Genomic DNA, 17,993 nt, shown 5'->3' on the forward strand with positions numbered 1-17,993 from the left:
GTTATAAAAAGTATTTAAAATAATAACAAATAGGTATAATAATTCCCACTATAGAAAATACAATACTTCCTAAATTAAATGCAGAAAGTTTCGCACGATGAACTTGAATTTCACCTAAATCTACCCCTCCACTAAAATGCTTATCCATAACTTTAGCGACGTTTTGTTGTTGATTAACAAAATAAGGTATTAGCCATATACAGCAGAACAAAATAATACTACCAAAAAAGAGTGTGTCAATAATTGAAGCTTTCCAATTTAATGCAGTAATGACTATGAGAACAAATTCTCCCACCATAACAATTATCATAGTTACTACATATCTGGTTTTTTCAGAAACGTTTTTAAATACAGTCTCGTCCATAATTTTTTCTATTTTGGTCCATATTACACTGATTAACACGATTAGGATAATTAAGAAAATAGTAAATAAAGCTTTAACTAAAAGGTACTCAAACACTACCGACACCACCTAATAATTTCTAAATTGGAATATAAAGTTGATTTTTTTAACTCTATCAAAAGATTAAATTCAATAATCTATTAACTAGCTTATCGAAAAATTTATTGATTTAAAGATACAACGCTATATGTATTAGTTACATAGGATAAGATCTCCCAAAATTCCTTTTCTAATATATATATCTTCTAATCGTTGTTGGACTTCAATTGTCTAAATATTTTATTTAGCACTTTATATCAGTTAATGATTAGAATTTTCTGAATTAAAATTCCGTGATATTGTTAAGAAAATAATTATTATTATGATATCTCGATGTAATTGCTGCTAATGCTTTATCTTCAAGGGGAAATATAAGGTTTTCGTTACCGTAATACTAATAACAACCTAACAAATTGAATAATTACCAGAAAATACTAAAAAATGCCCCTCGGCAATTTACAGTATAATACACTTTTAGAAAAAATGGAATATTTAAGTATTTCCTTATTAATAATATGAATTAATAGAATGTTTATATTATTGTACGGATTAAAGATAGCTCAGCTGTGGTGATCTTTATTCATTTTTTCTAGAGTTTATATTAACTTAACAAACTTTGTAACAGAACCATATATAAGATCAAATATGATACAAGCAATATGACAAGTTTTTTATTTTTTATACAGTAACCATTTGTTAGCCAATCTCCTTTCTTTATTAAGAATATTCTGTTAATTTGTTATCAATTTATAATTAGAGGTTGAACTATTATATAATTTACAAAATTATGGTAATTTTTAGGTGAATAGAAGTAGTTGAAGAGGACGTAGTGATATGAGCACAAATATTTTAATGCATGAAGCAGTTATGCAACAACTTAATGATTTTTATCAAATGATGTTGTCGCAGCAAATTATAAAAGCAACTGAATTAAAGAAAGAAATAGATGAAAAAATTGAACAGATTAAACATGCAGAAGAAAAAGAAAATCAAAATCAAAATTTATTATTATATTATTCTTTACTAGACCTAAAATATAGAATGCTAACTGATCGAGTGAGTATTCGAAAAGATAGTTTTGAAGCAATTGATACAATTGATGAATCGACAGATACACTCACAGCTTATTACTATCATTCTTTTAAAGCAGAACATGCTTTAATGTTTAGTAACTATAATGAAGCCAGAAGGCAATATGAAGAAGCTGAGAGTTTATTAGAACATATTTCTGACGAACTAGAGCATGCAGAGTTTTATCAAAAATATGCGGTGTTAAATCATCATATGTCTAGTATGTTAATATCTATTGAATACGCAAATAAAGCGAAAGAAATCTTTGAAAGGCATGCTGGATATGAGGTGAAAGTTGCTTCTTGTGAAAACACACTAGGGACAGCTTGTATATTCTTAAAGCAATTTGAAAAAGCGGAAGAACATTTGAATCGTTCCATTGACCTTTTGCAAAAACATAATGTAGAAAAATTGATTTTAGTAGTAAGGCATAATTTAGGATTATTATATGCAACTCAAAACTTATCTACATTAGCGATTCGTCATTTATCAGAAGTGAAAAAAGGTATTTCTTACTTCGAAAAGCAGGATTTATGGGATTTCGTAGAAGAATATGCAGAAGTATTAGCAGTTCGCTTCCGCAAATTGAATAAGCATGAAAAAGTTAGTGATTATTTCGATGTATGTTACGAAGCGAAACAAAAATTACTAAGCAAAGGGGCGTTAAAATAATGAAGAAGCTTGTATTAGCGACGTTAGGATTAGTGATAGCATTATCATTTAGTAACAATACAGGTGATACACAACATGCTCTAAAAAAGGAAGAAATTATACAATATTCACATGCTGATCATTTTTAATATCTCATTAACAAAGGGACTCCAATTATGGAGTCCCTTTGTTAATGAGATATTGATTTAGTTTATCTAATTGTAATAATGTTTGTAAAAAGTATAGATATTTTCTAAATTTGCAGAGGTAATTATTTGTTAATCTTTTAAAACATTGGCTTAGTAATACCGAGGGTTATTATAGATATATTAATCATGTAATTTGTCCATATCAAAATGAACGTTTTTTGCATTTAATATATTGTAAATATATTTTATTTTGGAAGGATGTGATTATATGGCTCATAAATCTACTGGAGTGTTTCGAGTTCCAGTTTCTGAAAATGGGATTATTCCAACTGCTCTCAACATTATGTTAAACAATGATTCACGCTGTCATACTAGTAATGTAACGGTAACTGTTAAGAGAAGTCGAAACACCTTTTTCCCAACTCAAAATGAATTAGTTGAAATCTCTCGTACTTTTGTTTCTTTAGAACCAAACAGAACAACTAAGATTGTGTTGTTTACTCCAGAATTCCAAGTAGAAGATTTCCTTGATGTCATCATTAGTGGAAATAGAGAGGATGTTAAGGATGTTCTTGTATATTCTTTCTTAGCAGATTCAGTAGGTCATAATCTGCCATCTACTGTTTTCAGAAATGCAGAATACACTTTTGCTTGCTGACACAGTGATGATGTATTCTTTACTGTCGTATATCTGAATTGAAATGTTATAAGTAGCACTTCACGGCATACAATCTATCGGTGAAAGATCATTCGGCAGAGGAGCGGTAGTTGGTGAAAGAAGTTTAGGATATCCAGATGCAGGGGGACATACGCTTGGGGTTATCTTTACAGAAATTTTAGGTAGTTTGAAATAGAAATTAGAAGATCCCTTCTACCTTAAGGTGGAGGGGGGTTTCTTAATATTGTTTTTTGATATATATTGCTAAATATGTTCCAATACTTCATTCTATTGTATTGAGAATAATGTCATCTACATCAAAAAACGGTTTATAAAAGGAACTAGTATTTGAAGGAGTTCCACCTCAAACATACTCCTATGCATATAAGTATGTTTGAGGTGGATTTATTAAAGAATTTTATATATAGCATGAATGGAAATGGGATAAATAAAACAATGTTTCTTAGTATGTTTTTAAGAATTAATTGAGCAGTTCCTTTTGAAAATAAAAAAAGAAACCCTAAGGTGCCTTCCTCTGAATTGAAACAATAATATGGTTCTAGGTTTAAAAACTATTGGGATTTTTCCTGTGAACTTTATAAGTAGTTTTTAAGAAATTATGAGTGGTTATTTTTGTTTTCAAAATATTCTTCTTTAATTATTTGTAATTTTTTTTCGTTTTTTGTTAATTCAAATATAAATAATGATTTTTTCATGTTATTAGCAACATCTTCTTCATTATATTGTTTAAGCTTTAATAAATTTGAACCTTTTCCATAGTATAGTTCACCCAATAAGTAAAAAGTATTTAGATTAATAGCTAATTGGATACCCTTATCAATGTATTTTATTGCTTCTTCGTATTGATATGTGTAACTTAAATTTTTTGCTAAATTATAAATGATTTTCAATTTAATTTCTTTATCTCTAGGAAAATCTAATTTGTTAAAATTATTTAAACATCTTTTAAGGATAGTAATACTTTTTTTGTATTCTTTATTTTCTGCATGAAGTATAGCCATTGTATGTAGAATATCTATTTCTCTCTCTGATAAAAAATCAATATTGGTTACAGTTAGTTTTAGTGCATTATTTAAAAGAGTTAAAGCCACTTTTGTTGAGTTATTGACACAATATATAGCAATTGCTTCATGCCATAGTAGAAATTGTTTATCTTCTTTTGTTTGAAAATTTTTTGTGTATTTTTCTCTTGTTACTATTTCATAAAGATCTTTATATTGATGTTGCCTTATGCAATCCCTCATTACGTATTTTACATTTTCTGTATATTTTAATTTCTTGTTTTGAGTTAGTGCAAATATATTATTTGGATCAACACCAAGTCTTTCAGATAATTGATATAATAATATGCTAGATGGATAAATCACACCTTTTTCGATCTTACTAATTTGACTTTGTGAACATATTCCATGACATAAGTCGGATTGTGATATGTTTTTTTTTATTCTAAGTTCTTTAATGGTAATACCCAAATCGTTAAATTCCATTTTCCCCACCTACTATTTAACACTTTATTAGTATGATATTCTCTAACCTTAATGTAATGTAAAATTAATATAGTTGCAATTATTGTTTTAAAGGGCTCATCGTTTCTATAAGATGGTGAGATTTTTTTATGTACAAAAAAAGACACCTAAAGGTGCCTTCCGCCGACTTGAACCACGTTCATTTAATATAAACCTATCTGTATTTTTACATGCCTTTCCAATTCCTCTATTTTCCATTTTATAAAATGAAATTCCAATATTAACAATAATTAAATAAATATTTTTACATATTCAAGATATTTGTATAAATTATAAAGGTGATCCATTTAAGTTGTAATCTATAAAAACTATTAAAGGGGGATTTATTATGTTCAAGAAATTAGTAGTAGGAGCGTTAGCAACAGGTATTGCATTAACAGGAGGAATTGGTGCAGCTTCAGCTGATACACAAAAAGCTGTGAGCTCTCCGGAGCAAGCCACATGCTCAATTCCTTATGAGTATTCTAATGGTAAATTCAAAAGAACTCTTTATTACTCAAATGGAGTATATGCTAATAGTTTTAATGAAAATGTTTGTGGCGGGACGATTACGTGGTATTTAAAACATGTTCAACATGGAGTTGCTTTTTACGAAGGTAATTTAAAATAGTAGATTTTTTGAACCTCATTTATTGAGGTTCTTTTATTTTTAGTTTTTAAACTGATTCTCTATAAAAAAGACACCCTAAGGTGCCTTTTTGCGATTTGATCCATTGTAATATGGTATTGAATGCCAGTCCGATTATTATTTTACTATGTTAAGTAGTTTCGATTATTGAGAAAAAATACAACTCATTGTTTGAATGCAAAAAAGCCCTAGGGGGACTAGGACTTTTTGCTAGAATGAATAAGATTTAAAAAAGGACTTATATAACGTAACATATGAATGTTTCGTAAATGTATCAAAAAAATGAACAAAATAGTTATTTTAAATAAAAAAAGCTCCGCGATAAAAGCTGCGGAGCTTCATAAGGTCGAGTTATGTCGTACTCACAAGGGATTTTAACATGAATGTTGTGGTAAAAATACCGGTAAATTTATCCTATAAACCCCCCCGCTGATTAGAGTTTCACTTCATTCGAAGGAATTTATGTTTTATAAATTAGATTATGATAGTTGATATTCTCCATATTGACCAGAAAAGAACTAAAAATTCTAGTGAAATTCCAAGTGTTCGTTTCCTAGTTTTTTGAAATTCTTTTATTAAATAGCCAACAGCACTAATTGCTATAAGAATGAAAAGAATAAGTTCGAGTGTAACTGGCATTTTATCTACTCCTAATACATTAATTTGTTATATAAAGATTATAAGATATTTTTGTGATTAGTAGTGAAAAATTCAATAGAATTATCTCTAAATGGAGTAAATGTTTCAACGGACCAATCAAAGGTCAATACAACAAGTGTTATACAATATACGCATGGAGAGCCGTGGGGCTGAAGAAATATTGAAGTATAAAGAGTTGTTAGATCGAAGGATGATTACCGAAGAAGAGTTCTAAGTGAAGAAGAAGTAACTAATAAGTATATAGATGAAACGCTCAGATGAGCGTTTTTTTATTTATATATTCGCAAGTAAAATAACATAATATCACTATGAATCCTTATAACAATATGAATTTTTGCATATTTTAAAATTCAATATATCCCTCAAAAACTTTTAATTGTATAATATATTTTGTCATATTTTTAGATTTTTCGACATAAACCAACAAAAATAGAGAACTTATTGGGAGAAGACATTATGTATACAAAACTATTAAAATCAATTACATCATTATCACTGATTGGTGGTGCGTTGTTATATACAAATGGCAGTGGTGTGAAGGCTGCTGAAGTGGGTGTTTTTTCTGATGTGCCGACATCACATTGGTCATATCCTGCGATTAAAGATTTAGCGAGTAAAAATATTATTTCCGGTTATGGGAATGGGATATTTGGTTTTGGAGATGTTGCGACAAGGGAGCAAGTTGCGGCTTTAATTTATCGAGTGTTAGTACCGAATAAACAAGGCGGTTCGTTTAGTAATGATGGAACTCGTTACGTATTAAAGGATGGGTCTACGTTTAAAAATCCTTACGGTGATATTAATCAAAGTTCTACAATGTTTCCAGAAGAGGTATTAACTTTAACGAATTTAGGAGTTTTTAAAGGTGATGAAAATGGCCAATTTAGACCGAAAGCTTCTGTGAGTCGTGCGGAAATGGCACAAATTCTTACAAATGCTTTCCATCTTGCGGCAAAACAAAAACATACCTTTAAGGATGTTCCAAATCCATTTTGGGCAGAAAACGCAATTAGTGCAGTGCAGTCAAATGGAATCGCAGATGGCACAGGGAACGGGAATTTTGAACCGTATGGCACAGTAACACGTGAACAGTATGCGCAGTTTTTATATAAAACTTTAAAATATAAAAATGCCGATGTGAAAGATACAGGAGATGCTGCATTATTAACAGCGTTTAAAGAGGAAGTACAAAAGCGTATTAATACATACGAGACAAATATTACACTTCCATATAAAACGAAAAACAATAATACAAACGAAGTGATGAATACACTTTTTAACGCATATAAAGAAGTTGCAAGTAAAAATGAGTATACAAATAATAATAGATCGAATGTTTCATATGGACTTTCTGGATCATCTGGAAATTATACGTTTACGCTTAAGATTACATATCGTGAAACGAAAGAACAGACGGAATATGTCATGAAACAAGCGAAAGCAATCGTTTCTTCTATTACTCAAGTTGGAATGGATGATCACGAAAAAGTGAAGGCGATTCATGATTACGTAGTAAAACATGTTTCTTATGATACGTCTTATAAAGCTTACACAGCATATGAAGCACTTGTAAATCGTTCTGCGGTTTGCCAAGGTTACGCACTATTAACGTATCAATTATTAAAAGAAGCAGGAATTGAAAATCATTTCGTGACAGGAACTGGGGACGGACAACCTCATGCTTGGAATTTAGTGAAAATCGAAAACAAATGGTATCATCTTGATACAACATTTGATGATCCGGTTCCAGATGAGCAGGGCCGCGTAACGTATTCGTATTTCAATTTATCAGATGAACAAATCGCAAGAAATCATGAGTGGAACCGCGGAGACTACCCGCAAGCTACAACGAATTATTATAGTACACTGACAAACAAAATTGCGGCAGGTAGTACGAAAACGCCTGCATATCAACAAATATTAAAAGATACAAAGTTAAACTATTTAGGAAATGAATATATCGCAAATAACTATACCGAATTAAAAAATAAAATGCAGCAACGCTATAGTGCAAAACCAGAGAAAATTGAAGTGCTATACAAGCAATCAATGAATGGTGCACTGCAAGATGTGAAAAAGGCAATTGGTGAAATCGATTATCCGCAAGGGGCAAATCGAGTTTCTTATAAAGCGGAGCCTTACAATGCGAAAGAAGGGTATTCTTTAGTGACGATTACGTTTACGTATTAAAAGCAACCTAGATCCTATGGGATCTAGGTTGCTTTTTTATTATTCTTCGACAAAACATGACAATATATAGATACATTCTTTGCTACTATGAGATGAGAAATCTTACATTAAAAAACTGTTTAAAATAACTAATGCAGATAGGCGGAAAAAAATGAACCGAAAGTTACTAATGGCTTTAACATGCGGTACATTGCTTATGGGAATGGCTGCTTGTAGCTCAAATGAGAAGACTACAACTGAATCAAAACCTAAACAAGAAGAAAAGGTTCAGGAAAAACCGAAAGTTCAAACCATTCAAAAGCAGCAAAAAGATAGTTATGTAGTAAGTGAAGATGAGCTCTCTAAAGCGGCACAGTCGATTGGTGAAATCCAAAACGAGCAAACTATAAATGATATGATGATACATATGTCTTTACAAAAACTCACATTCAATGGGAATAATCTTCATGTTTCCGGTACCCGTGATGTAGGGCGATTTCAAATGACGAAAGAAAACATTCAATACTTAAAAAACAACTTAAATGTTATTAATAATGATGAAAGACCAAAATATGAATCTATTCTGAACAAATGGTATGATGGAGAGTTCGAATCTGTAGTTAAAGACTTTGAAGAAATTCATTATTTAAGTTCAGGAAAAAAGCAAAGTATGGAGGGATCTAAACTAGCTAAAAAAATTGATAGTGATGAAAAAGAATTTATTCTCCATTTCTTTGGTCAAGAAGGATTAGATATCCATAATAAAGAGTGGAAACAGGGCGAGTTATAGAAGTAAAACTGAATTTCTCTTCACTAGGAAGTACAATGTTTTACGGAACAAAAAAATAATGAAATTTCCTTAAATATAGTCCCATCGGGAGGTTGTCTATACTGAGATTCAATAGATACACAGTAATGCTTATTTTTCTAGCCATTGGCACAAATGCTGCATTATCTATGTAGATTAAGCAGGGACTTTTAGGTGTCATCAATGCTATTATTTTCTTGTTAACCGCTGCACGGACTACAAAATGAACTAATACAGAAGATTAGCATAAATAAAACATTGTATTTCTCAATAAACAAAACAACTTAACGTGGTAAAATAATAGTTGGACGGGAGTCCAATACATATTATTAAAATTAAGATGGTTCAAGTCGGAGGAAGGCACCTTAGGGTGTCTATTCTTTTTTATAAAAAGAAATTTGTACGTTTAGACGCATTTTAAATACAAAATAACCGATTCCTTATACGTTAAGAAACCGGTTATTTATTTTCCTACTTTTTTAGAGGGCTTTTTCTTATAATGGTCTTAAATCATAAATAAAAGATAGAGTAAAAACTATATACGAAATAAATGTAACGAAAACAAGAAAACATATAAACTGAGAATTAGATACATATTGTTCTATTCTTTTTTTCATGTTAATTCGTATTATTTTTCAAATGTGAAGTATCAATTGGAATTTGAGCTTTCCAAGATCCATTTACTTTTCCAATTCTAGTTATATTTACGTCTAAAGTAAGAGGCTGTTTAAAAACGTCTTTTTCTTCATTAGTTATAACAAATGTAGCAACACCTTCGGGTCTATCATTATCACGGATGCCTATTTTATCTAACTTTTGACCTGCTGCCACAAGTTCAAAAGGAAGACGATCATCTGCATCATGGATAAATGATAGTCTCCCATCATGTTTAATCTCAGGGTTTTCCTCTTGTTGTCCATTAATTATACCATCACTTTGGAGATCTAATCCTGATGTATCAAATTCAAATGGTACTAAACTTCCGTCAGCTTTTTCCATTCTATAATGAACTGATATACGTGAATCTGCGATAAATAATTCTTTGAGATGTACAGTAATACCTTGATCTGTAATTTTTTCATCAATAGGAATATATTTACCATTCTTCATCATATCTTGTGTGATACCATTTTCATCTTTTATTCCTTCATTTACAACTTTATCATTTGTAATTGCATCAGAAAAATATGAAGCGACATTTGTAGCCGCCACTTGTACTTGTGGAATCATTGCTGTTGTGAAAAGTGCAGCTGCAGCTACTGCTGTATAAATGAAACATTTTGATTTTTTACTCATGTTTGTAAAGATGCCTTTCTTTTGTTGTTTTTTGTAATTTATATTAGAAACGTTGTCTAACTTGGAACGACTTTCAAATGTTTTCCATGCTTGTTCTATATCAATTTTGATTTCTTGTGGTGAATTTGCAGATTCTTCATCTAGCATTACGTTTTCCCATTGATTTAATTTACTAATTTCTACTAATAAATCTTGGCATGCTTCACATGTATCTAGGTGCTTTGTAAATTCCTTTCTTATATCATGAGAAAGTTCTCCATCAATATATGTTTGAATAAACCCGATATCATAACATTTCATTTGTTATGCCTCCTCTATTTGTTTATAAATCTTGCGGAATTTCATTTTGGCTCGGACTAATAATGTTCCTATAGAAGATATTTCAATTTGAAGTACTTCTGCAATTTCTTTATATTGAAAACCAGAGAATTTCATTAGTAAAAGGGTTCGTTCTCGATCATTCATTTTATTTAGTGTCGTTTGGACCTTTGTAATTTCTTCTTTTCTTATCCAATCATCGTCTAATGATGATACATTTTGTACTTCATGGTATTGTATTTCCTTATCAATCTTCGCTTGCTGCCTTTTTTCAAATCGAAAATGGTTATAAGCTACATAAGTAGAAGATTTAATCAACCATCCAGGTATATTTTTAATTCCTTTCCAATCGCTACGATATAATTGTAAAAATACTTCTTGTGCTAACTCTTCAGCGATAGATTGATCTTTAACAATCCATATAATCTGTTTCACAGCATAAGCATAGTACTGCTTAAATAAATCTTCAAAGGTCATATTAGAAGCATGACTTTCTTCATTTTCTATGGTTAACATGTTCGTTTAAACCTCACTTTCAATTTGATACCTGTATTATAGAGAAACCAGAAAAACGGATTTTGTGACAGTTTTTCTGGATATTTTTTTATATTTTTTATCTCGCATTAACGGGTAGTAAGACCCCCACCTCAAAATTCAGCGGAAGCAAAGAAGTTAGGTGGGGGGCGGGCTGACCGTAAAAGCCCGATTGGTGTGAGCTAATAATCAGTGGTCGATGAACCCCCCACTGATTAAAGTTTCACTTTATTATGTACTAAAAAAGCATTCATCTGATTAAAAAGATAAATGAAAACATAAAAACTATAATTCTTGCAGTAGTTGTCTATTAATGTACAAAAAACAGTTAGTTTGTTGCCAAATTGTATCTAAACGTACGATTTTCTTTTTTCTAAATGAGAGTCTTGCCTTAAAGAAGATAAAAATTCAATGGATAATTACCATGAATATATAGATAAAGTTCATCCATATATTTGTAGAAAGGAGGCATTCAAATGAAGAGACATGATAATAAGGTTGGTCACTTTACATCTGAAAAAGGAAAGGAAGACTTTCAAATTGCCTACGATGAATCAATGGCACTCCTTCCAAAACCTAACGATACGAAAAATATAAAAACGAAATATGGCACAATTCGTGCTTATTATTTTACTAAAGAGGAAAACAAACATAAGGAACCAATACTCTTACTCCCTGGACGTGGTGCATCTACTCCAATGTGGGTACCTAATTTAGAAGGTCTAAGAGAAAAAAGGCCTGTTTATACGATAGATTTACTAGGTGAACCTGGGATGAGTGTGCAAACGAAGGTGATTGAAAATCAAAAACAACAAGCAGAATGGTTAAATGAAGTAATTGAAGGATTAGGTTTAGAAAGAGTGCATATCGTAGGTGTCTCCATTGGAGGGTGGACAACAATGAACTTGGCCAGATATAATCCTGAGCATATTGCTACGGCTAGTTTATTAGATCCAGTCTTTGTATTTGCGCAAATATCCATAAAAATGATTCTGGCATCTATTCCAGCTTCTGTTCCTATTGTCCCTAAGTTTTTAAGAGAAAAGATGTTAAGCTATGTTTCTGGAGGAGTAGAAGCAAGTGACGATGAGCCTATCGCTAAGTTAATCGAGTCGGGTATGCGTAACTATAAACTGAAAACGCCAGCGCCTGATTTATTTAGTAAAGAAGACTTAAAAAATATTGATATTCCAGTGCTTGCACTTATAGCTGAAAAAAGTACAATGCACAATTCGGTAAAAGCAGTTGAAACTGGAAAAAAATACGTTAAAGATATTGATATAGTTAATTGGAAAAATGCATCTCACGCAATCAATGGTGAGTTCTCTAACGAAGTTAATGCTAGGATCCTTGATTTTTTAGAAAAACATTCTAATGATAACTAAGTTGAAAGTGGAAAATATGTTGTCATAACAACTTCATCTCTATATAGCTATTTAGGGGATTTAGCTCATTTTTTATTTTGGCATATTTTAATTCTGCTATTTTCATGAATATGTATAATTACATAAAATTTCAGTGAAAAAGAGAGTATACTTTCATATTGTGTAATAAAGATAAAGCCCGCCTACGGAAATAGGCGGGCTTTTTTTACTTATAAAGAAAAGACAACCTTTAAGGTGTCTTCCTTCGATTTGAAACATTTTACCAGGTTAAGTTTTTGTGATAATAAACTCTTTTAATTGGAATGAACCTACGCAGTACATCACTTTATTCTTAAGCATCATGCTCAACAAAAGTGAAGATTTTCATTATCTTTTTAACTACAAAGGGTAATAATTTAGAAGCTAAAAATGCAAGTATGAAAGCAATTCCCCATGTTTTTATCCATGATTTGAGAAATAAAGCTGTATATCCAACATTCATTGAAACCATGACGAAAGAGATAATGCTAGATATGCCTAAAATCATAAAGATATTAAAAATTATTGGTTCGAATTTTTTATTGATTTTCAACATTAACACCTATTTTCTATATATGCTTTGCTGCCCAATTTCACCAACATCTAATCTTACAGTTTGAAATCTAGGTTGTCCAGTTTGTTTTACTTTGGTGCAATAGCGATATTGTTTGGAATAAAGTTTCACTTTATTATTTAAGAGCGAATAAATGAAAAATAAAATATCCAAAAATATAGATAGAAATCCGCTTTTATACCTTTCAATAAAAGAATACTAGCATTATATATTATAAGGAATACTTGTCCTTAATTGTAAATGAAAGGGGGGAATTGGTATGAGTTATGGCTATGGTCACCCTCCAAAAAAATGCTTTGAACATCATAATGAAACTTTATCAACGGGTGTATTACGTAGACATTCCGCTACGTTATTTCTTACTGTTGAAGCTATGAATGTTGATCCAGATGATACTCGTAGAGTAACAGTTGAAATGTTTGATTGGTCATCGGGTTCTCCGGTATTGTTACCATTAATAGACCCTTCAACACAAACATTGCCACCTAATCGATATGTTACTTTTCGTTCAGCAGCTCTTCCTCCAGCACTCTTTGCTTATGAAGTAAGAATCATTCGTCCGAAAGATAGAGATGTTGTTACAAATGTTTTTGGTCTTAGTGCAATCGTATTTAACCCACAAGAAGGAAATAATGTTTTACAACATGATTTAGCAAAATTAGACCTTAAATAGATTTTATAAAGGTCTATTTATTGAGCATGATTAAACAAAAGAGTAGGGTGTAATCCTACTCTTTTTTTAACGTTAACTAGAATTTTAAAAGAAATCCTTCATCATTTTAGCATCTTTAATATTTACTATCACACCTTCTACCTTATCTTTCTTCTCATCTTTAGCAATTGTAATTTGTTCCTTATTATCAACCCAAACAAGAAACTCTTCTTTGGAGTCATCTTTATATGTAACGGTAATAGTAGAATGTGCAGATTCTCTCTTTTTTTGATCTAAAGTAATTGTTGTAGGTGTTCCATTTTGAACTGCTGAAACGATAGATTGTATCATTTCTTCGTTATCTGTTTGAGATTTGGAAGTAGTATGATTTGTTGTTTTCAGTATTTCAATGTCTGTAATATTTGCGGAGTTTAATTGAAAGGTATTTTGTGTATGTTCTTGCTTAGCTTGTGAAGCTTTATCTGTAGCTGAGGTGCTTGTACAGCCTATTAAAGTGAAAGATAGAGCGGTTAGAGCGCATATAGATATGATTTTTTTCATAGTATCCCTCCTTAAGTTTAATTATAACAATTTTCTGTTAATTTAGGTAGTTATTGTAAGGTGGGTGAGGTGTGTTGAAGTGGTAAATCACGCTATTCTTTCTCTATCAAAAACAAAATTTAGATATTTTTTTAGATTTTATGTTTAACATTTCGAGAATAGGTGTACTACATATAATATAACAAATAATTCATTTTAAAGGAGGAAGTTAAAGATGGAAACGAAGTATAGTAAACCTTTTGTATATGAATTTATTACGGAGAAAGAGGTCATGAATGCGGCGAATGATCTAGTGAAGAAAGGGATAGACCAAAAAGATATTTACGTATTAACACACGAGAAAGAAAGGACAGATAGAATCGCAGACAATGCAGACTTGAATACAATTGGTATACAAGAGGAGGGACTTGGGACAAGTATTATTAACGTCTTTCAAAAAACGGGAGATCAGTTAAGAAATAAGATGCAGGAGTTAGGGCTTAATGAGGAAGAAGCGAACTTCTACGAAGAAAAGCTAGATGAAGGAAAAATCTTGTTATTCGTTAAAGATTTAGAGAGAGTCGGTGAATGGTTACAAGAAAGAAGATGCATGTATTCTATTTAAATTTGTATCCTGTAAATCTATAAATCTATTACGAAAAGGAGATGGGAAATATGAGTGAGAACGGACTAAAAGAACAAATTACGGGTAAAGTGGAAAAGACAAAGGGACAAGTAAAAGAAGGAATTGGTGAGGTTACAGAAGATAGAAAGTTGAAAAATGAAGGGAAGTGGGACAAGACGAAGGGAACGATAAAAGAAAAAGTCGGAAAAGTGAAACAAAAGATAAGTGATGGGTTGGATAATAAAGAATAATACATGTTTATCAAGCTTTGGTTACATACCAAAGCTTGATAAATACAATATAAAACGAATATAGGAGGGTTAATTGTGGGACTTATTATTACGTGTATTGTAGGTGGACTTATTGGTGCGTTAGCTGGAATGATTACGGGAAAAGACTTTCCTTTAGGTATAGTTGGTAATGTGATTGCCGGATTAATCGGATCTTGGGTAGGTAGTGCATTATTTGGTCATTGGGGTCCTGAATGGGGAGGCATCTTTGTTCTTCCAGCGTTATTAGGTGCAATCGTCTTTATTTTAATCGTAACATTTTTCTCTAGAATGCTGCGGAAAGCGTAAGTATGATCATGAATAGTAATCTTAAGTTTTTTATATATAGCTATAAGGTTAATAGAGTGATAAATATACATAAAAAAGCATCCAATTAAACTAATTTGGATGCTTTTTTAATGTAATCTACATAGGAATGAGTGGAGGATGAAGAACCCCCACTCATTGAAATTACAATTTCTATTATGTATTAAACCATCGTTACTTTTTTACAATTATTTATTCTTACGACCTGCCTTGGTTCTATATGAGATAAGTCCTCGTTATTACCTATATCCACTACAATTGTATTCGTTAGTATATTAATAATGGAACCAACTAATTTTGTAGCATGATCGTGTCGATAAGAAAATTGAACAAAATCTCCCTTTTTAAAGCTGTGCTCTTCCATAGATAGATCCCCCTAAAAATAATGTTTATACATTATATATACACAAATTTATAAGGTTTAAACATTTGGTAGTATTTTTTACGTGTTAAGCCGAGAAAGCTGTAGAAAATTTATTTATAATAAAAATAAAAAAATATGTTTAAAACTAATTTTTATGGGTAATTAACATAGTAGTAGTTCGAGATAAGGGGGCGGAAATGATGAATTTGGCAATAAATATTTTGCAAAATAATGTAGGTTATACGGTACAACTTAATGGTGAAATTGATGCGTATACGGCATCAGATTTGAAAAATAAGATTATGCCTATTGCAAGCGAAAAAGAGGTTCAGATTGTAGTAGATTTTCATAACGTAGATTATATGGATAGCACCGGTTTAGGTGTTTTTATAGCGCTATTAAAAGCGGTTAAGAAAAATGATGGAAAACTAGAGTTTATTGGTGTATCTAAAAGGTTAAAAAGATTATTTGATATTACAGGGTTAACAGAAATATTAAATTTGAATTCCGATTTTGAAAAAGTAGAAAGAAGGTGACTAGGGATGATGGAGAGATTTGAAAAGATAGAAATGAAAATTCCTGCAAAGGCAGAATATGTGGCTATTATTCGTTTAACAATGGCTGGTGTTGCGAATCGAATGGGCTTTGCTTATGACGATATAGAAGATATGAAAATTGCTATTAGTGAAGCATGTACAAATATTGTACAACATGCATATAAAGAAGACGTTGGAGAAATTGCAATTGTCTTTGGACTATATGAAAATCGATTAGAAATTATGGTTGCGGATAATGGGGTTAGCTTTGATTTTAATAACTTAAAAAGGAAAGTTGGTCCGTATGATATTAGTAAACCAGTAGAACATTTGCCGGAAAATGGTTTAGGTTTATATTTAATTAATACGTTAATGGATGATATACAAATCATGCATGATGAGGGCATGACAGTTTTAATGACAAAATATATACAAAGAGAGCAGGTGGAGAATGATGGAAATCCAATCTCAACCTACGAATCTTACTAAAGAAGACGTTATTAAACTAATTGCAGACTTCCAACAAAACCAATGTGATGATGCGCAGGAAAGGTTAGTTGAGCATTATAAAAATCTTGTCTATTCCATTGCATATCGCTATTCAAAAGGCGGACCGATGCATGAGGATATTATACAAGTAGGCATGTTAGGGCTCTTAGGCGCAATAAGAAGGTATGATTATTCGATAGGGAATGCCTTTGAGCCTTTTGCAATACCTACAATAGTAGGCGAAATAAAGAAGTATTTACGTGATAAAACTTGGGGCATTCACGTTCCAAGGCGAATTAAAGATTTGGGCGGGAAAATTAAGCTTGCGATAGAGGAGCTAACAGATCACCTACAACGTTCACCGAGGATAATAGAAATCGCAAATCATTTAGGACTATCGGAAGAGGAAGTTCTAGAGATTATGGATGCGAAAAATAATTATCGAGTATCTTCCTTAGATGATGTAGTTGAAAATTCATCTGATGGAAGTTCGGTAGCGAGAATTGAATCTGTAGGTGAAGTAGAGCAAGGATATGAAGAGACAGAAAGGCGTCTCGTTTTAAAGGATATTTTTAACGTATTAAATGACACGGAAAAGAGTGTTATTCATTATATATTTGGAGAAAATTTAAATCAAAAAGATACAGGGGAACGGTTAGGTATTTCACAAATGCACGTTTCTCGTATTAAAAGACAAGCGATAAGTAAATTGAAGCAAGCCGCATTTTTAGATACATAAAAATTTAAAATAATGATGTTTAAAACATGAGAAAAGGGGTACTTATTAAGTATAGGAGGAGATATGAAAATGTCACACGATGTGAAAGAACTAATCGAAGGATTGAATGAAGATTTAGCAGGAGAATACGCAGCAATTATTATGTATAACCATAATGCAGCTACAGTTTCTGGTATATATAGACAAGTGTTAAAACCTTTCTTTGAATCTGAAATTAGTGATGAACAAGGACATGCCCTATATTTAGCGGAGAAAATTAAGACGCTAGGTGGTACCCCCACTACGATCCCTTTACCAGTGAAACAAGTAGAAGATGTTAGAGAAATGTTAGAATCCGCTAGACAATCAGAATATGAAACAATTAAGCGTTATGAAACGAGAAAAGAACAGGCAGCGAAATTAAATATGACAGAGTTAGTTGTAAAACTAGAAGATATGATTGCCGATGAAACAAATCATATGGAAGAATTAGATCGTCTTTTAAATGATAAAGCAATGGTGTTAAATTAAAAGTAGAAATTTATAGAGTGAAAGAACAAATTCC

The 17,993-nt window shown here is 31.4% G+C and carries 23 protein-coding genes and 1 pseudogene; 16 read left to right on the top strand and 8 right to left on the bottom strand.

Annotated features, from left to right (window positions below; genetic code table 11):
• Position 1: 1 nt before the first annotated feature.
• Together ACTFRM_RS01455 and ACTFRM_RS01460 are read right to left on the bottom strand one after the other, a co-directional pair.
• Positions 2–460, bottom strand: coding sequence for a hypothetical protein (locus tag ACTFRM_RS01455; protein WP_000464466.1), 459 nt, complete (start codon positions 458–460; stop codon positions 2–4).
• 104 nt (positions 461–564) lie between these two features.
• A pseudogene (locus ACTFRM_RS01460) lies at positions 565–670 on the bottom strand (BtrH N-terminal domain-containing protein); the annotation flags it as partial.
• A gap of 606 nt (positions 671–1,276) precedes the next feature.
• Between ACTFRM_RS01460 and ACTFRM_RS01465 the strand changes: the two are divergent.
• The 4 genes from ACTFRM_RS01465 (at position 1,277) to ACTFRM_RS01480 (ending at position 3,167) form a co-directional block, all read left to right on the top strand.
• Positions 1,277–2,185, top strand: coding sequence for a tetratricopeptide repeat protein (locus ACTFRM_RS01465; protein WP_088346680.1), 909 nt, complete (start codon positions 1,277–1,279; stop codon positions 2,183–2,185).
• On the top strand, positions 2,185–2,313 hold the full coding sequence (locus ACTFRM_RS01470; RefSeq protein WP_000737557.1) for a hypothetical protein: 129 nt from the start codon (positions 2,185–2,187) through the stop codon (positions 2,311–2,313). Before ACTFRM_RS01465 ends, ACTFRM_RS01470 begins: the two co-directional genes overlap by 1 nt.
• 268 nt (positions 2,314–2,581) lie before the next feature.
• Complete coding sequence (locus ACTFRM_RS01475; protein WP_000940664.1) at positions 2,582–2,971, top strand: hypothetical protein; 390 nt, start codon at positions 2,582–2,584, stop codon at positions 2,969–2,971.
• 67 nt (positions 2,972–3,038) lie between these two features.
• Complete coding sequence (locus ACTFRM_RS01480) at positions 3,039–3,167, top strand: DAK2 domain-containing protein (RefSeq protein WP_080016860.1); 129 nt, start codon at positions 3,039–3,041, stop codon at positions 3,165–3,167.
• Positions 3,168–3,588: 421 nt separating this feature from the next.
• Here ACTFRM_RS01480 and ACTFRM_RS01485 read toward each other — a convergent pair whose 3' ends face one another.
• Positions 3,589–4,479, bottom strand: coding sequence for a helix-turn-helix domain-containing protein (locus ACTFRM_RS01485; protein WP_000395460.1), 891 nt, complete (start codon positions 4,477–4,479; stop codon positions 3,589–3,591).
• A gap of 367 nt (positions 4,480–4,846) precedes the next feature.
• Here ACTFRM_RS01485 and ACTFRM_RS01490 point away from each other — a divergent pair, with 367 nt between their 5' ends.
• From ACTFRM_RS01490 to ACTFRM_RS01500, 3 genes are all read left to right on the top strand, one after another.
• Positions 4,847–5,128 carry a hypothetical protein gene (locus tag ACTFRM_RS01490; RefSeq protein ID WP_000473812.1) on the top strand — a complete coding sequence of 94 codons (282 nt, stop codon included), beginning with the start codon at positions 4,847–4,849 and terminating at the stop codon, positions 5,126–5,128.
• A gap of 1,134 nt (positions 5,129–6,262) precedes the next feature.
• Positions 6,263–7,996, top strand: a complete 1,734-nt coding sequence (locus tag ACTFRM_RS01495) for an S-layer homology domain-containing protein (protein WP_000288217.1) — start codon at positions 6,263–6,265, stop codon at positions 7,994–7,996.
• Between the two features lie 151 nt (positions 7,997–8,147).
• Positions 8,148–8,765: a DUF6241 domain-containing protein gene (locus ACTFRM_RS01500; RefSeq protein WP_001080424.1), complete on the top strand. Its 618-nt coding sequence runs from the start codon at positions 8,148–8,150 to the stop codon at positions 8,763–8,765.
• Positions 8,766–9,401: 636 nt separating this feature from the next.
• Here the strand turns inward: ACTFRM_RS01500 and ACTFRM_RS01505 are convergent.
• Together ACTFRM_RS01505 and ACTFRM_RS01510 are read right to left on the bottom strand one after the other, a co-directional pair.
• Entirely contained in the window at positions 9,402–10,379 is a 978-nt protein-coding gene (locus tag ACTFRM_RS01505) for a DUF4179 domain-containing protein (RefSeq protein ID WP_000650420.1), read from the bottom strand.
• Between the two features lie 3 nt (positions 10,380–10,382).
• A complete protein-coding gene (locus tag ACTFRM_RS01510; protein ID WP_000955512.1) occupies positions 10,383–10,913 on the bottom strand; it encodes an RNA polymerase sigma factor SigX in 531 nt (176 codons plus the stop codon).
• Positions 10,914–11,407: 494 nt separating this feature from the next.
• Between ACTFRM_RS01510 and ACTFRM_RS01515 the strand changes: the two genes are divergently transcribed.
• Positions 11,408–12,316 carry an alpha/beta fold hydrolase gene (locus ACTFRM_RS01515; protein ID WP_000820346.1) on the top strand — a complete coding sequence of 303 codons (909 nt, stop codon included), beginning with the start codon at positions 11,408–11,410 and terminating at the stop codon, positions 12,314–12,316.
• 331 nt (positions 12,317–12,647) lie between these two features.
• Here ACTFRM_RS01515 and ACTFRM_RS01520 read toward each other — a convergent pair whose 3' ends face one another.
• Positions 12,648–12,887 carry a DUF2798 domain-containing protein gene (locus tag ACTFRM_RS01520; protein ID WP_000700207.1) on the bottom strand — a complete coding sequence of 80 codons (240 nt, stop codon included), beginning with the start codon at positions 12,885–12,887 and terminating at the stop codon, positions 12,648–12,650.
• A gap of 280 nt (positions 12,888–13,167) precedes the next feature.
• Here ACTFRM_RS01520 and ACTFRM_RS01525 point away from each other — a divergent pair, with 280 nt between their 5' ends.
• Positions 13,168–13,581: a hypothetical protein gene (locus tag ACTFRM_RS01525; RefSeq protein ID WP_000120217.1), complete on the top strand. Its 414-nt coding sequence runs from the start codon at positions 13,168–13,170 to the stop codon at positions 13,579–13,581.
• An 84-nt stretch (positions 13,582–13,665) separates the two neighbouring features.
• Here the strand turns inward: ACTFRM_RS01525 and ACTFRM_RS01530 are convergent, their stop codons facing one another.
• A complete protein-coding gene (locus tag ACTFRM_RS01530; protein ID WP_000720848.1) occupies positions 13,666–14,121 on the bottom strand; it encodes a hypothetical protein in 456 nt (151 codons plus the stop codon).
• Positions 14,122–14,335: 214 nt separating this feature from the next.
• Between ACTFRM_RS01530 and ACTFRM_RS01535 the strand changes: the two genes are divergently transcribed.
• The 3 genes from ACTFRM_RS01535 (at position 14,336) to ACTFRM_RS01545 (ending at position 15,303) form a co-directional block, all read left to right on the top strand.
• Positions 14,336–14,725: a general stress protein gene (locus ACTFRM_RS01535; protein WP_000448804.1), complete on the top strand. Its 390-nt coding sequence runs from the start codon at positions 14,336–14,338 to the stop codon at positions 14,723–14,725.
• 50 nt (positions 14,726–14,775) lie between these two features.
• Complete coding sequence (locus tag ACTFRM_RS01540) at positions 14,776–14,976, top strand: CsbD family protein (protein ID WP_001293465.1); 201 nt, start codon at positions 14,776–14,778, stop codon at positions 14,974–14,976.
• Between the two features lie 75 nt (positions 14,977–15,051).
• Positions 15,052–15,303, top strand: a complete 252-nt coding sequence (locus ACTFRM_RS01545) for a GlsB/YeaQ/YmgE family stress response membrane protein (protein WP_000522903.1) — start codon at positions 15,052–15,054, stop codon at positions 15,301–15,303.
• Between the two features lie 181 nt (positions 15,304–15,484).
• Here the strand turns inward: ACTFRM_RS01545 and ACTFRM_RS01550 are convergent, their stop codons facing one another.
• Positions 15,485–15,685, bottom strand: coding sequence for a hypothetical protein (locus ACTFRM_RS01550; protein WP_000391018.1), 201 nt, complete (start codon positions 15,683–15,685; stop codon positions 15,485–15,487).
• A 197-nt stretch (positions 15,686–15,882) separates the two neighbouring features.
• Between ACTFRM_RS01550 and rsbV the strand changes: the two genes are divergently transcribed.
• The 4 genes from rsbV (at position 15,883) to ACTFRM_RS01570 (ending at position 17,959) form a co-directional block, all read left to right on the top strand.
• A complete protein-coding gene (gene rsbV / locus ACTFRM_RS01555; RefSeq protein ID WP_002182514.1) occupies positions 15,883–16,221 on the top strand; it encodes an anti sigma b factor antagonist RsbV in 339 nt (112 codons plus the stop codon).
• 6 nt (positions 16,222–16,227) lie between these two features.
• On the top strand, positions 16,228–16,710 hold the full coding sequence (gene rsbW, locus ACTFRM_RS01560; RefSeq protein WP_000970576.1) for an anti-sigma B factor RsbW: 483 nt from the start codon (positions 16,228–16,230) through the stop codon (positions 16,708–16,710).
• Positions 16,673–17,449 (top strand): RNA polymerase sigma factor SigB, encoded by a 777-nt coding sequence (gene sigB / locus ACTFRM_RS01565; RefSeq protein ID WP_002182515.1) that lies wholly within the window; start codon positions 16,673–16,675, stop codon positions 17,447–17,449. The genes rsbW and sigB overlap by 38 nt, the downstream gene beginning before the upstream one ends.
• 69 nt (positions 17,450–17,518) lie before the next feature.
• Entirely contained in the window at positions 17,519–17,959 is a 441-nt protein-coding gene (locus ACTFRM_RS01570) for a ferritin-like domain-containing protein (RefSeq protein WP_000017741.1), read from the top strand.
• The last annotated feature ends 34 nt before the right edge of the window (positions 17,960–17,993 follow it).

The sequence above is a fragment of the Bacillus cereus group sp. MYBK227-1 genome (assembly GCF_051916325.1).
Classification (GTDB): Bacteria; Bacillota; Bacilli; order Bacillales; family Bacillaceae_G; genus Bacillus_A; species Bacillus_A cereus.